General features: G+C 61.2%; 14 protein-coding genes. 9 read left to right on the forward strand and 5 right to left on the reverse strand.

What is annotated here, in order from left to right:
• Positions 1–13 precede the first annotated feature (13 nt).
• The 6 genes from TSACC_RS16550 (at position 14) to fabF (ending at position 5,310) form a co-directional block, all read left to right on the forward strand.
• Positions 14–1,900 (forward strand): roadblock/LC7 domain-containing protein, encoded by a 1,887-nt coding sequence (locus TSACC_RS16550; protein ID WP_075080331.1) that lies wholly within the window; start codon positions 14–16, stop codon positions 1,898–1,900.
• Between the two features lie 39 nt (positions 1,901–1,939).
• Positions 1,940–2,572, forward strand: coding sequence for a MotA/TolQ/ExbB proton channel family protein (locus tag TSACC_RS16555; RefSeq protein ID WP_075080332.1), 633 nt, complete (start codon positions 1,940–1,942; stop codon positions 2,570–2,572).
• The gene (locus TSACC_RS16560) at positions 2,569–2,979 is read left to right on the forward strand and encodes an ExbD/TolR family protein (RefSeq protein ID WP_075080333.1); all 411 of its coding nucleotides are present in this window, start codon (positions 2,569–2,571) and stop codon (positions 2,977–2,979) included. Before TSACC_RS16555 ends, TSACC_RS16560 begins: the two co-directional genes overlap by 4 nt.
• On the forward strand, positions 2,976–3,698 hold the full coding sequence (locus tag TSACC_RS16565; protein ID WP_075080334.1) for an energy transducer TonB: 723 nt from the start codon (positions 2,976–2,978) through the stop codon (positions 3,696–3,698). The genes TSACC_RS16560 and TSACC_RS16565 overlap by 4 nt, the downstream gene beginning before the upstream one ends.
• The gene (locus TSACC_RS16570; protein WP_075080335.1) at positions 3,695–3,934 is read left to right on the forward strand and encodes a hypothetical protein; all 240 of its coding nucleotides are present in this window, start codon (positions 3,695–3,697) and stop codon (positions 3,932–3,934) included. The genes TSACC_RS16565 and TSACC_RS16570 overlap by 4 nt, the downstream gene beginning before the upstream one ends.
• 128 nt (positions 3,935–4,062) lie before the next feature.
• Positions 4,063–5,310: a beta-ketoacyl-ACP synthase II gene (gene fabF, locus TSACC_RS16575; protein WP_075080336.1), complete on the forward strand. Its 1,248-nt coding sequence runs from the start codon at positions 4,063–4,065 to the stop codon at positions 5,308–5,310.
• Between the two features lie 303 nt (positions 5,311–5,613).
• On the opposite strand, the gene TSACC_RS16580 is transcribed toward fabF, so the two are convergent.
• From TSACC_RS16580 to TSACC_RS16595, 4 genes are read right to left on the reverse strand one after another with little or no spacing between them, the layout of a single operon-like run.
• Positions 5,614–6,030: a hypothetical protein gene (locus TSACC_RS16580; protein WP_075080337.1), complete on the reverse strand. Its 417-nt coding sequence runs from the start codon at positions 6,028–6,030 to the stop codon at positions 5,614–5,616.
• A 3-nt stretch (positions 6,031–6,033) separates the two neighbouring features.
• Complete coding sequence (locus TSACC_RS16585) at positions 6,034–6,456, reverse strand: hypothetical protein (RefSeq protein ID WP_075080338.1); 423 nt, start codon at positions 6,454–6,456, stop codon at positions 6,034–6,036.
• Positions 6,457–6,510: 54 nt separating this feature from the next.
• The gene (locus TSACC_RS16590) at positions 6,511–6,711 is read right to left on the reverse strand and encodes a DUF2905 domain-containing protein (RefSeq protein WP_075080339.1); all 201 of its coding nucleotides are present in this window, start codon (positions 6,709–6,711) and stop codon (positions 6,511–6,513) included.
• A gap of 39 nt (positions 6,712–6,750) precedes the next feature.
• Positions 6,751–7,233 carry an NUDIX domain-containing protein gene (locus TSACC_RS16595; RefSeq protein ID WP_075080340.1) on the reverse strand — a complete coding sequence of 161 codons (483 nt, stop codon included), beginning with the start codon at positions 7,231–7,233 and terminating at the stop codon, positions 6,751–6,753.
• A 60-nt stretch (positions 7,234–7,293) separates the two neighbouring features.
• Between TSACC_RS16595 and TSACC_RS16600 the strand changes: the two genes are divergently transcribed.
• From TSACC_RS16600 to purM, 3 genes are read left to right on the forward strand one after another with little or no spacing between them, the layout of a single operon-like run.
• Positions 7,294–7,839, forward strand: a complete 546-nt coding sequence (locus TSACC_RS16600) for a hypothetical protein (protein ID WP_075080341.1) — start codon at positions 7,294–7,296, stop codon at positions 7,837–7,839.
• Between the two features lie 47 nt (positions 7,840–7,886).
• Complete coding sequence (gene purF / locus TSACC_RS16605; RefSeq protein WP_075080342.1) at positions 7,887–9,323, forward strand: amidophosphoribosyltransferase; 1,437 nt, start codon at positions 7,887–7,889, stop codon at positions 9,321–9,323.
• Positions 9,320–10,342, forward strand: a complete 1,023-nt coding sequence (gene purM / locus TSACC_RS16610) for a phosphoribosylformylglycinamidine cyclo-ligase (protein WP_075080343.1) — start codon at positions 9,320–9,322, stop codon at positions 10,340–10,342. Before purF ends, purM begins: the two co-directional genes overlap by 4 nt.
• 60 nt (positions 10,343–10,402) lie before the next feature.
• Here the strand turns inward: purM and TSACC_RS16615 are convergent, their stop codons facing one another.
• Positions 10,403–12,562 carry a glycoside hydrolase family 9 protein gene (locus TSACC_RS16615; RefSeq protein ID WP_075080344.1) on the reverse strand — a complete coding sequence of 720 codons (2,160 nt, stop codon included), beginning with the start codon at positions 12,560–12,562 and terminating at the stop codon, positions 10,403–10,405.
• Positions 12,563–12,588: the final 26 nt, after the last annotated feature.

The following is a 12,588-nucleotide window of genomic DNA, read 5'->3' on the forward strand; positions in this document are numbered from 1 at the left end:
TCGCAAACTCCTCGTGAAACAATCCAAAGTGCCGAAACCATCTCAACAGTCTGCATCATCGCCCGCTTCCGTCGTTCCCGCGGGGCCGCGTTACCGGTACTACCAGACCCCTCCGGAGAAACTCTCCCTGCGCGCTGGCGACCTGCTTGCCATCGTCCCGGATGCATACTGGGTCCGTGGCTATAATGCGGAAAAGCTGATCGATCTCCCGGCCACTGAGGTCCTGACCGGCCCCGTGCCAAAGGTCTCCATGAGCCGGCTGGCAGAAATCGCCCCGGAGTGTTTTCAGGCGGTTGGCGAGGATATCAAGGTCGCTCTGCCCATCGCCCGCCTGGCAAGGACGTACACTCTTGAAACCCATAGTGAGGTCATCAAGGAACCCGCACCGCTCATCGACATCGTCCTGCCCTCGAGCGACGATGATCAAAAGGAGAGCAATGATTTCGCGCCGAAGGAATCCAAAGACGCACTTGAGGACAAAAAGGTCACGAGCCGCCTGACTCCCTTCAAGCTTCGCCCTGACACGGAAGACCTGCTGCCCCTGCCACCAAAAGCCCCTGAGGCAAAATCGGAAACGCCATCGACCACTGAGTCAAAGCCGGAATCCACGGCACATGCCCAGGAACACGCAAAACCTGAGGCTCCGAAACAAGAGCCTCAGCCAAAACCAGGCTCCGACTCCGGCGACTCATTGGAGAAAACGGGTTCCCTGAGCCGACCGGCCCGGCCCCTCCCACCGCGACGCCCGGAGACCCCGGCTATCGGGAGCGAGACCGTTGCTCCGCCGCCTCCAGCGCCAGCGGCCGAAACACTCGCGCCTGCCACACCGCCTCCAGCCCCGATACCTGCTCCGGTGCAGCCGCAGCACCCTCCAGCCAAAACGATTTTTTCCATGCTGCCGATCTTCAAGCGCAAGGCAGCACCTCCGCCGACGCCCATCTCGACTACTCCTCCCGCTCCTCCTACCCCGATCACAAAGCGGGCGAGAGTCGAGTTGCCCCCGCCGAAGATTCACATCGCACCTCCGGCTCCTCTCAGTGGCGAGCATCCCTTGCCCGCGGGCTTTACCCCGCCGCCTCCTCCGCCTCCGGTCGATCCTCTTCCCAAGCCGGATACCGATCCTGAAGTCGAAAAAGCCGAGACCCAAAAGGGCGAAATCGCCGTCAAGGAGTCGATCAAATCCCCGGGGGACACGGTAAAGTCTGTCGAATCCGCCAAACCGCCGATCACGGAAGTGTCGGTACCTCCGGATGCCCCGATCGCTCCGGCCTCCGAGTCGCCCTCCAGGAGCGAGCAAACGCCGACACTCGAGCCGGCAAAGCCCGAACCCATCAAGGCGGAACCCGTCGCTAAGGCAGAGCCGATGAAGCCGGAGTCTCCCATCCCTCAGCCTTTGGCAAAAGCCTCTCCAGCGGTGCTGGTCGAGACCGAGCATCTGCCGAAAAAGGGTCCTGACGCCGTGGGCAACCAGGACGAGATCCAATCCATCTTTCTTACCGAGGAGTACCTGTCGGTCGATCGCATCGTCCAGTTGTGCGGAGCACTGCCGGGCATCAACTCATGCGTGCTATCCCATGGTGCGAGTGTTATCGCATCGCACAATGTCCCGGACTCCATCGATCTCGTCTCCCTCAGCGCCCATGCGCTGGAGATGCTGCGAGCGATGCGGGAATCCTCCGCCAAGATGGGCATTGGCGCAGTGCCCGCCGTGACGATCCACTCGGAGAAAGGCCCGATCACCTTCTTCCATCAGGAGGATCTGTGCCTGCTCGTGCTGCACAAAGACCGGGGCTTCATCCCCGGCGTACGTGAGAAGCTCCAGCTGGTCATCGAAGCTCTTGGCAAAGCCAACCTGCCCAAACCCCTGCCATCGTCGCACCCCGCGACGCTCGAAGGGTGAATTGAACTTTTCCGCGGCACCGGATAAACCGAAGCGACGATGTTGGATCTTTTGCAAAAAGGCGGCCCGATCATGTGGCTGATCGTAGTGTGCAGCGTGGTAGCCCTGGGGGTGTTCCTCGAGCGGCTTCTCTACCTGCACCGGGCCTCCATCGCCGTGGGGGATCTGCTCCGGGGCTTGGCCAACATCCTGCGCAAGGGTGACTATGCTGAAGCGCTGCAGGAGTGCGCCACCACACCCGGCCCGGTGGCCCGCGTAGCGCACGCCGTAATCCTCCGCCACACTCGCCCGCGTACCGAACTGCGCGAGATCGCCGAGGAGGCGGGTCAACTGGAAGTCCCCAAGCTTGAGCGCAATCTTCCACTCCTTGCCACCATCGCCTACGGCACTCCACTGCTGGGGCTACTCGGCACGCTGCTGGGATTACTCAGCGCTTTCGAAACCATAGCCGCCCAGAGCGGCTATGCGACCGCAGCCGACATTGCCGACGGCGTGTATCTGAGTCTGCTCACCTCCGCCTCCTCGCTGGCGGTGGCCATTCCGGCCTTCGTCGCCTACAGTTATCTCTCGGCCCGCGTGAATGCGCTTATTCATGACATGGAGCGCACGGGCATTGAGATCCTGGGCATCCTCGATGAGGTGCAGGGCCGCAAACCGACCTCCGCCTCGTGAAACTCCGGCGGACAGCCGCCCCCATCCCGGGGGTTCTGTACCTCGCGCCAGGCATTCAACTCGCGCTGGTGCTGATCGTGTTTCTGCTCATCAGCTCGAGCTTCCTGCTCCAGCCCGGCGTCGCCGTCAACCTGCCCAAGTCGCCTTTCATCCTTTCCCCGCAACGCAATCCACGCGTCATTGCCATCACTCCCCCGCCTCTTTCGGCGATCTATTTTGAAAACCAGCAGGTGAGCGAGGCCGAGTTGCGCACGCGACTCTCGTCGCTGAAGGGGCGCACACAGACGATCGTAATCAAGGCCGACAAGCGGGCCTTCTATGACCAGATCTCCGCGGTGATGAATATCGCTCTCGAGTTGGGATTCCCCGTCGTCCTCGCCTCCACCGAGCAGACTCCTGGCTTGTGAAGCTGTCGCTTTCCCACTTTGAGTGGCCCTCGCGGCACAATATCCACATTGCCCTTCCCCTGATGATCGTGGTGGCCTTCCTCCTCCACGCCGCGTGCATCGTGGTCTTCCAGATCACTGATGTGAAGGCACCCCGGCGCGCCGACCGTTCCGCCCAGGTCTTTTTCCTCCGCACCGACTCGACCGAGGCCGGAGGGATTCGTGCCCTGCTCGATGCCTCGGACCCCTCACTTTTTTCCCCCGAGCAACGCGGAGAGCGGGAAGCCTGGCGGTCACCGGAGACTACCTACACTGCCAGCTACGAGGCCAATCCTCCAGCGCTTGACGCGCTGCCCGCCGCCCAGCTCAAAACCCCGCCCCTTGCCATCGATCCGCTCTCGCGAGAAGCCGGCCCCCCGAAGTTCCCCGTTCAACCAGGGTTGCCCACCGCGGTAAGATTCTCCGGCGATCTCGCCACTCGCGCCTTCACACCTCCTGAGAAGTTCGAATTCGTCGCCCCGACCAAGATCGTCCTACGTCCCATCGAGGTGCTGGTCGGCGTGGATGCCGATGGCAGGGTGGTCCACATCGCCCCGCTGGAAGAGTCCTCGGGCAACGAAATCCTCGATCGCTGTGCCATCGAGTACCTCGCGCGCGGCCGATTCGCCCCGGGTGCCGCGGGCTGGGGAGTTGCGCGTTTCCTCTGGGGGAACGATATTCGACGCTCCACCGACTCATGATCCGTCTGTCCCTGCCCACCCTCGTCTTTGTGTACGCTGCGGTCTTCCTCGCAGGGATTTTTGTAATCTGGATGTCTTACGAACTGGTCCGAAAGGCCCGGACAAGGCGCGCCCTGAGGGGGCGGCTGAAATGCGCGGTGTGCGGAATGGAGTTCTCCGATGCCTCCAAGGCGGAACTGCCCCGCTGCCCCGGCTGCGGCGGCCTGACCGAGCGAGACAAGGTTCGCACCTTCTAGCCTTGCAAAACGTGCGGCGAGCACCGAGTTTCCTACCGCCGAAAGGCAGCGAAATAAAGATTGCCAACCGCAAGGGCTTCCCGCTGTCTTAGAACTCCCCTCGGGGATCAACCTTTTTATCTACCGAAATGAGCGAACGCAGAGTTGTAGTCACCGGATTGGGCGTTGTCAGCCCCGTGGGCAGCGATATTGAAACCTTCTGGAAGAGCCTTACCGAGGGACGCAGCGGCGTTCAGCGCTATACCGCCTTTGATTCCGAGATCTACGACTGCAAGATCGCCGGCGAGGTACGGGATTTCGAGCCCGCCAAGCACTTCAAGTCCCCGAAGGACGCCCGTCGTACCGACCGCTTCACCCAGCTCGCCATGGCTGCGGCCAAGAGCGCCCTGGCCGACTCTGGCATCGACCTCGACTCCGTGGACCGCGAGCGCTTCGGCGTGATGATTGGCTCCGGGATCGGCGGCCTCAAGAGCATGGAGGACGAGTGTCGCCGCCTTTTCGAGCGCGGCCCGTCCCGCGTCTCCCCTTTCACCATCGCCATGATGATCAGCAACATGGCCAGCGGTCTCGTCTCCATGGAGTACGACCTTCGCGGGCCCAATATGTCGATCGTCACGGCCTGCGCCACCGCCAATCACTCGATCGGCGAGGCCTGGCGCATGATCAAGTTTGACGATGCCGACTTCTTCATCGCAGGCGGCACGGAAGCGACCATCACCCAGCTCGGCATGTCCGGTTTTGCCGCCATGCGCGCCCTTTCTCTCCGCAATGACGAGCCTGAAAAGGCCTCGCGTCCATTTGACAAGGACCGCGACGGATTCGTAATGGGCGAAGGTGCCGGTCTCGTAATCCTCGAGGAGCTGGAGCACGCCAAGAAGCGGGGAGCGCACATCTATTGTGAGCTCGCAGGCTACGGCCTCAGCGCCGATGCCTACCACATGACCCAGCCCCTCCCTGAGGGCGAAGGCGCCGCTCGTTGCATGAAGAGCGCCATGCGTCATGCCAAGATCAATCCTGAGCAGATCGACTACATCAACGCCCATGGCACCTCGACCCCGATCGGTGACCTTTGCGAGACCAAGGCGATCAAGCTGGCCCTCGGCGACCACGCCAAGAAGACGATGGTAAGCTCGACCAAGTCCATGACCGGCCACCTTCTCGGTGCGGCGGGTGGGGTGGAGTTCGCCGCCTGCGCGCTGGCCATCAAGCACGGGATCATTCCGCCGACCATCAATCTCGATGAACCCGACCCGGAATGCGATCTCGACTACGTGCCAAAGATCGCCCGCGAAAAGAAGGTCACCGTGGCAATGAGCAATTCCTTCGGTTTCGGCGGTCACAACGCCACCCTGCTCGCCACGGAATTCAACAGGTAATCAACATCCCTTTCCTCCCCGATTCGCGGGGCAGGCCTCCGGGTCGCCCCGCGTACGAGGGAGGGGTTAAATTTTTCCCTCCAAAAGCACGCCCTTCCAACCGGAAGTCGCGCAGCTCTGAGGCGTACCGCTCTCCGAGAACCTCAAAGAGAAAAGGACATGCCCTATTTAGGGCGAGCTCGAGATCACTCTCCCTCGCCCAATAATGCGAGCTCACACGCGAGTGCGTGGTCTGAGAAAAACCCGGGCTGGACGCCTTTCGCCCAGCCCTTTTCAGTTTTCCTACGTTCGTTTCCTGAGTCCCTAGCGGCGCTCGAGGCGGAAATCGCCCCGATTCCACTTCTGGTAGGGGATGCTGCGCGAGTAGCGTCCCTTGAGGGAATACTCACCATCGCGCTCGAGGATCACACTGTAGTAATCCCAGCCATCCTGGCTGGCGACGAGATAGGCCTTGTTGCCACTCACGACGCCTTTGATGGCGTAATTACCCAGATTACCGGTCACACGACGACCCTCCTGCGAGAAGGAGGCGTAGCCCCAGTCACCCGAGTGCCAGTTGCCGCCGATATTGATCTCCGCAGGCATCGTCTGGTCCGAGAGCCATTCCCGACCCTTGGCATTGTTGCGCGAGTAACGTTCGTCACTGATCTCCGAGAACACTCCGCACCCGGACAGACCGAGCACGGCTGCCAGGGAGACAATCGAAAGCAGGCGTTTCATACGCTATCTATCGATCCTGTAGAGTTCCAAGGGTGTCTTGTCCTTGTCGGAAAATGGCACGCTGGACGAATAAAAGCCGGTGAGCTTCTCGGTGCTCTGGCGCTGGAGCTCCACCGTGTATTCGGTCCAGTCGTCATCGATGAGGACGAGGTAGGCGCTCTTGCCCACGACCCAACCCTGCACCCGATAGGCATCCTGGAAGATACCGGTCAGCTCGCCCTTGGGCGTCTGATTCAGCACGACCACACCCCACTGGGGCGAGTACCAGAGACCCTCGACATTCGTACGCGGGGATCCTGTGTTTTTACTCTGCAGGTAGGCCGCGGTGGCTTTGCCATTCGCGTCATATTTCGCCTGCAACATACCGCAAGCATTCAGGGAGAACGCGAGCACAACGGCGCCGAGGAAAGTCGCCAAGGTTTTCATGCGGGGTAGCAAACACCCGATGCTCGCGCTTCGCGAGCAAAAAAGCAGGTCGAACTATCGCCGAAAAAGATTCAGCACCACTGTCAGCACGATGCTGATGAGGATGCACGTGACGATAGGAAATCCAAAGGAGAAGCCTCCTCTCTCGACAAAGATATCGCCAGGCAGACGAAACCCTTTACCCCACCAAAGCAGTCCGCCGATCACCGCCAGCACCACTCCGGCAATCACCAGCATCTTGCCCATCTCCTGCATAAGAATAAATCAGGCGGATTCCCGATAGGTGCAAGCCGGTCAGGCCGCAGCCTCGTCGCTCATTACGCCGCCGCCCAGCTCGATACCGAAGAAATCCCGCAGCACACTGGCGTAGACCTCACGCTTCATCTCAGGCACCCAATTCAGGTCAAACGCAGCCGGCCGGATCCAGCGCGCGGCGCGGAACTCGTCAGACTCCCCGTCAAAGCGCACTTTCGCGTCGGGATTGATCAGACGGCCCAGGAAATAATACTGCTCCTGCCCGTCGAATCCCTCCTTTTTGCGGCCATTGACAAAAAGATACCGGTATGGACCCCGCGAAGAAAGAACCTCGTAATCGGAGCGCTTCAGGCAGAGTTCCTCCTCCACTTCGCGGTAGAGCGCGTCGATGAAAGCCTCCCCGCTCTTTACCCCGCCCTGGGCAAATTGCCAGCACCCGGCCCAATCGCTGCGTTCGCACACGAGGATCTCCCCGGCAGCGTTGCTCAGGATGAAGGCGACATTCGGGCGATAATTGGGCATGCGGCTATCTATCGGCAGATTCTGATTTGCGCGAGAGGGAAAAAGCTGGGATTCTGGGGAATGCTCAATCTGCGGCACTGCTTGCTGGCGACCGCATCGGTGCTGGCTCTCGCCAGCTTGCCGGATCTTTGCGCGCAAACGGCCAGCCCATCGGCATCTCCCTCCGCCTCAGCCACTCCCGCGATGACCAATCGCGACTTCCTTTGGCTCCAGCTCCCGGGAGGCGACTTCCTCATCAAGCTCTCAAATATCAGCACGCTCAGCACCCACGAGTACGTGGTCGACGGCGCCGCACGGGTTTATGAGGCCAATATCGGCACCTTCGGGTCCGAACTGGCCCGATTTTACTACATCGAGCCCAACGTGCCCCAAGCCCCCGATGGGATCGGGCAGAGCACGATCAATTTCGCCAAAGCCAAGATCGATGAAGCCATGGAGCGCACCGAGACCAGCGACGTCTGGCGCAAGGTGACGAAAAACTACCCCACCACGACCCATGCCCACACGGTGGAATACCGGCTCGCTTCCCGCGATCAGCTCAACCGACTTTTCGATATAGTGCAAAATGCCATGATGTCCGGACGCGGAGGACGATTCAAACCTTGAAAGACTCACAAAAACCTAGCAAGTTGCCGCCTCTTCAAGCCTTGCCGTTGAAACACAAACCCACTCATGAGTGCGGCGTATTCGCCGTTTTTGGGCATCCCGACGCCGCCCTGCTGACCTATTACGGACTCTTTGCGCTCCAGCATCGCGGCCAGGAAAGCGCCGGTATTGTCTCGGCCAAGGGGTCGGACAGCACCTTCCAGCAGCACAAAGGCATGGGCCTCGTCTCGCAGGTGTTCAAGATGGACGACCTCGATGAGCTCAAGGGGACGCGTGCCATCGGCCACGTGCGCTACTCGACCACCGGGTCCAGCACCGCCAAGAACGCCCAGCCTTTTGTGGTGGATACGAATCGCGGCCAGCTCGCTGTGGCCCACAATGGCAATCTCGTCAACGCTGCGCAGCTCCGCGTCGAGCTCGAGGCCAAGGGTTCCATCTTCCAAACCACGGTCGACAGCGAAATCGTCCTCCACCTGCTGGCCCAGCCGCGGGGAGACGGCGGTGCGTTGGCTGCCCTCCGCCGCATTGAAGGCGCCTTTTCCATCGTGCTCATGAGCGAGCGCGAAATCATCGGCTTCCGCGATCCGCACGGCTTTCGCCCGCTGTGTCTGGGCAAGAAAGATGGTGCCTACGTGCTGGCATCCGAGAGCTGCGCCTTTGATCTCATCCAGGCGCAATTCGTTCGCGATATCGAGCCGGGCGAGGTGGTCATCATCGACAATGGCGGCATCCGCTCCGAGTTCCCCTTCCGGGAGACTCGCAGCGCATTCTGCATCTTCGAGTACGTCTATTTCGCCCGGCCCGACAGCAACATCGCAGGCGTCAACGTCTCCGACGTGCGCGTGCGCATGGGCCGCGAACTCGCCCGCCTGCATCCCGCCGAAGCCGATCTCGTGGTTCCCGTACCCGACTCCGGCATCTTTGCCGCCCTCGGCTTCTCCGAGGAACTCGGTATCCCGTACTACCCGGCCTTTGTGCGAAACCACTACATCGGTCGCACCTTCATCCAGCCATCGCAGAGCATCCGCGACTTCAACGTCCGCGTGAAGCTCAACCTCATCACCGAGATCGTGAAGGACAAGCGCGTCGTGGTCGTGGACGACTCCATCGTGCGCGGCACCACCGCCCGCTCCCGCGTGGTCACGCTCCGGGAGGCTGGAGCCAAGGAGGTGCACATGCGCATCAGTTGCCCGCCACACCGCTTTGCCTGTTACTACGGCATTGACTTTCCCAACCCCGACAAGCTCCTCGCCAACCAGTGTACCATGGAGGAAATCCGCAAGTATCTCGGGGCGGACTCCATCGGCTACCTCGACCTCGAGGGAATGATCCGCGCCACCAAGCGGCCTGGGAACGACTTTTGTACGGCATGTTTCAGCGGGGACTACCCCGTGGGATTCGATGCCGAATTCGACAAACTCATCATGGAAAAAAGAGCCCGCCGCGTGCGCCTGCTCGATAACGAGGAACCCCGCCTGATATGAAGCAGGTCAAAGTAAAAGCCTACGCCCGGGCGGGCGTGGATGTGGATTTAGGAAACGTCGTCAAAAGCGGCATTCAGGCGCTGGTGCGCTCGACTCATGGCCCGCAGGTGCTCGGCAAGATCGGCGGCTTCGGCGGTCTCTTCCGCGCGGACTTCGGGAAAATGAAGGACCCCGTGCTCGTCGCCAGCGTCGATGGCGTCGGCACCAAGCTCAAGGTCGCCTTCATGGTCAACAAACACGACACCGTCGGCCAGGATCTCGTCAATCACTGCATCAACGACATCGCCGTCGTCGGGGCGCAGCCGCTTTTCTTCCTTGATTACGTCGCCGCCGCCTCGCTCGAGCCCCCGGTCTTCCGCCAGCTCCTCACCGGTTTTGCCAAGGCCTGCCGCGCCGGAAGCTGTGCTCTCATCGGCGGCGAGACCGCCCAGATGCCCGGCATGTACCAGGCAGGAGAATACGACGTCGCCGGCACCATCGTCGGCGTGGTCGACCGTCCCAAGATGCTCGACGGCTCCAAGGTCCGCGTGGGCGATGTCCTCATCGGCCTCCCCTCGACCGGCCTGCACACCAATGGTTATTCGCTCGCCCGCAAGGTTCTCTTTGAGACCATGGGCTTGAAAGTGAACTCCCGCCTCCCCGAGCTCAAGCTCCCGATCGGCGAGGAACTCCTCCGCGTGCACAAGAATTACCAGCCCCTCATGGCCTCGCTGCCGGACGGGCTGCTCCACGCCGCAGCGCACATCACCGGCGGCGGCCTCATCGACAACCTCCCGCGCGTCCTGCCCAAGGGCACGCAGGCCAACATCCGCCGCGATTCTTGGAAGGTGCCAGCCCTCTTCCAGATCATCGAAGCCGGAGGCAAGGTCGATCCGCTCGAGATGTACCAGGTCTTCAATATGGGCATCGGCATGGTTCTCATCGTCGATAAGAAGCGCCAGGCCGAGACGGTGAAACTCACCCGTGGCAAAGTGATCGGCGAGATCGTCGAAGGCGATCAGACTGTCACCATCATCTAGTTCCCCAGAAGGATTTCCCTTCCGAGAAACCTGCCTCCGCCCCGTGCTGAGGCAGGTTTTTTATTTGGGCGGAAAGACCGCCATCGGCTTGCCGCCATTCAACATCACCATACGGGCGAGAGCGCCAGTGAGGCCGCCATTGTAATCGAGCGCCACCTCGTTCTGGCGAACGTCGCGGCGATTATCCTCATAGTCAAAATCGTCGAGGCTCGAAGGGCCACCTACCAACGCTCCGTAAAGGATGTGTGCGTTGTTTGCCGGGTTATTGATGTCGTTGTCGGGCGAATCGTGCGAAGCTCGATGATGGGGATTCATCGGCGGGTTATTTCCAAAGCCGACAAGGTAGCTCCGCCTGGCGGGATTGTCGCCGAGGATATAGTTGATCTGCCGCTTCGCAAACCGGTGGTACATGTAGCGGTAATCCGCCACGCGATCGCTGTACACAAAGGCAAGGAATGCCGCATTTGCCGCGTAGCGCAAAGGGCCCCATTCATTGTGCCAGGCCAGTCCGCCCGGGGTATATCGCACCCGCGGGCCGAACCGCCCATCCGTCCAGTAGTCGAGAAACTGCTCGGCGTCCCTCTTGTAAATGTCCTTGCGTGTGATGCGCGCCATCAGCACCGCGAGCGCGGGCCGCTTGTCATCCCAGCAGGCCGCTGCACCGGTCAACCGCCCTTGAATAGAGTCCTTGTAAATCGCCGTAGCGTCATCGAGATAACGCTTCTCCCCAGTGGCCGAGTAGAGCCATGCCGCGGCCCAGGCCACCTCATCCTGGTATCCGTAGCGCGAGGGATAAAACTCCTTCGCCGCCGGGACAGAATCGCTGTACGACCCGGGGAAGGCCACCGCAAAATCATAGAGTTCGCGCGCGTGCCGCAGCAGGAGGGCCGCGTAGGCTGGGTCCTCCTTGAGAAATAGAATCGACGCGGAGGCCAGCGCTGCCGATGCCTCGCCAGCGAGATCTGAACCGGGAGCCTTTACGGTGATTTTGTAGGATGGACGCTTCATCGTCATCCGCTCCGGCGGCCCCCAGTAGGCGTGGTCAAGCCGCCCATCTCCCACCTGCGCATAGAGTTCGTTGGGCGCGACGTGCGCCTTGATCAACCAGTCCGTCCCCCACCGCACAGTATCGAGAAGCGCGCTCCATTGACCTGCCTTTTCATACCCGGCCCGGTACTCCAGCCCGCCCCACGAGAGAATCGATAACGCCGAACTGAGCGGAAAGGTAAACTTCATATGGTCGCCGGCGTCGTAGTATCCGCCCGTGAGATCTACGCCCTTGTCCGCCCCGTCACTGAGCCCGGAATCCCGCCGCCACGCCACCCGGGTGTCCCCAAGCTTGCCCGAGCGTTGCGCCTCGTAAAAATACAGCGACATCTGGAGAGCTGCGGCGTAGTTGAAATCCGGTCGGCTTTGCGATCCTGAGCGCGCACGGAAAAGCATGCGTCGAGGCGGATCAAGCTTCAGACCCGGCTCCGCCCACAGGGTCAATCGCAACTCCCCCTTGGGCGGGATGGGCAATACTGAGTCCGAGTCCAGCCGATGGTTGGCTCCCGCCTGGGCAGTTTGCGTGCCACCTTGCACGGCGGTGATTCGCCGGGGGAAATCGAGAAAGATCGTCCAGTCGCGCAAGGTCTCCCAACTGTTATTCCTGATCAGGACCTCCGATTCCATCTTGTGGCCGTAATCCTGCACGACGCGATAGATCAGCTCCACCGCTCCATAACGGAGCCGGGCCAGAGCGGGACTGCCATTCCCTGCCAGAGGCTCCGGCTGGGTACTACGCCCAAATCGCGGCTCCCCCAGCAGGAAAATGTCGTCCGGCTTTTCCTCCGCGTTGCTTGCTGGAACACGTTTCGTATCGACCTTCACCCGACGTGGGAGATATCCACCCGGCGACATGCGGAGTTCCACCGTAGCCGAGCGGTCCGGTGCGATGACGCTGTTCCACTCCACCGGCCGCACAAGGTACTGTGTCCCGTCCTGATCGATGACCGTCGCCCCTGAGATGCCCTCGATCTTGCCTGGATAATCAAACCTCAGCGTCCAGCCGTCGATGTCCTGGCCGGTCGGGTTGTCGATGGTAAACTCCCCTGTCACTCCGGAACCCCAGTCATTCACCGTCCGCCACGTCGCGCGTGGCTGCAGGGGCTTGAAGATCTCCCCGATCATCAGCACGCAGATGACGAGGAGAAATCCGAGAATGAGACGGCGAAACATTCCAGCCGCGGGTCTATGTCCGGCGG

Source organism: Terrimicrobium sacchariphilum (genome assembly GCF_001613545.1).
GTDB classification, from domain to species: Bacteria; Verrucomicrobiota; Verrucomicrobiia; order Chthoniobacterales; family Terrimicrobiaceae; genus Terrimicrobium; species Terrimicrobium sacchariphilum.

Excerpts from the sequence above, each read along its gene's own strand:
- fabF (WP_075080336.1), top strand. The coding sequence starts at position 4,063 with ATGAGCGAACGCAGAGTTGTAGTCACCGGATTGGGCGTTGTCAGCCCC.
- TSACC_RS16585 (WP_075080338.1), bottom strand. The coding sequence starts at position 6,456 with ATGAAAACCTTGGCGACTTTCCTCGGCGCCGTTGTGCTCGCGTTCTCC.
- TSACC_RS16570 (WP_075080335.1), top strand. The coding sequence starts at position 3,695 with ATGATCCGTCTGTCCCTGCCCACCCTCGTCTTTGTGTACGCTGCGGTC.
- TSACC_RS16580 (WP_075080337.1), bottom strand. The coding sequence starts at position 6,030 with ATGAAACGCCTGCTTTCGATTGTCTCCCTGGCAGCCGTGCTCGGTCTG.
- TSACC_RS16595 (WP_075080340.1), bottom strand. The coding sequence starts at position 7,233 with ATGCCCAATTATCGCCCGAATGTCGCCTTCATCCTGAGCAACGCTGCC.
- purM (WP_075080343.1), top strand. The coding sequence starts at position 9,320 with ATGAAGCAGGTCAAAGTAAAAGCCTACGCCCGGGCGGGCGTGGATGTG.
- TSACC_RS16600 (WP_075080341.1), top strand. The coding sequence starts at position 7,294 with ATGCTCAATCTGCGGCACTGCTTGCTGGCGACCGCATCGGTGCTGGCT.
- TSACC_RS16555 (WP_075080332.1), top strand. The coding sequence starts at position 1,940 with ATGTTGGATCTTTTGCAAAAAGGCGGCCCGATCATGTGGCTGATCGTA.
- TSACC_RS16615 (WP_075080344.1), bottom strand. The coding sequence starts at position 12,562 with ATGTTTCGCCGTCTCATTCTCGGATTTCTCCTCGTCATCTGCGTGCTG.
- TSACC_RS16590 (WP_075080339.1), bottom strand. The coding sequence starts at position 6,711 with ATGCAGGAGATGGGCAAGATGCTGGTGATTGCCGGAGTGGTGCTGGCG.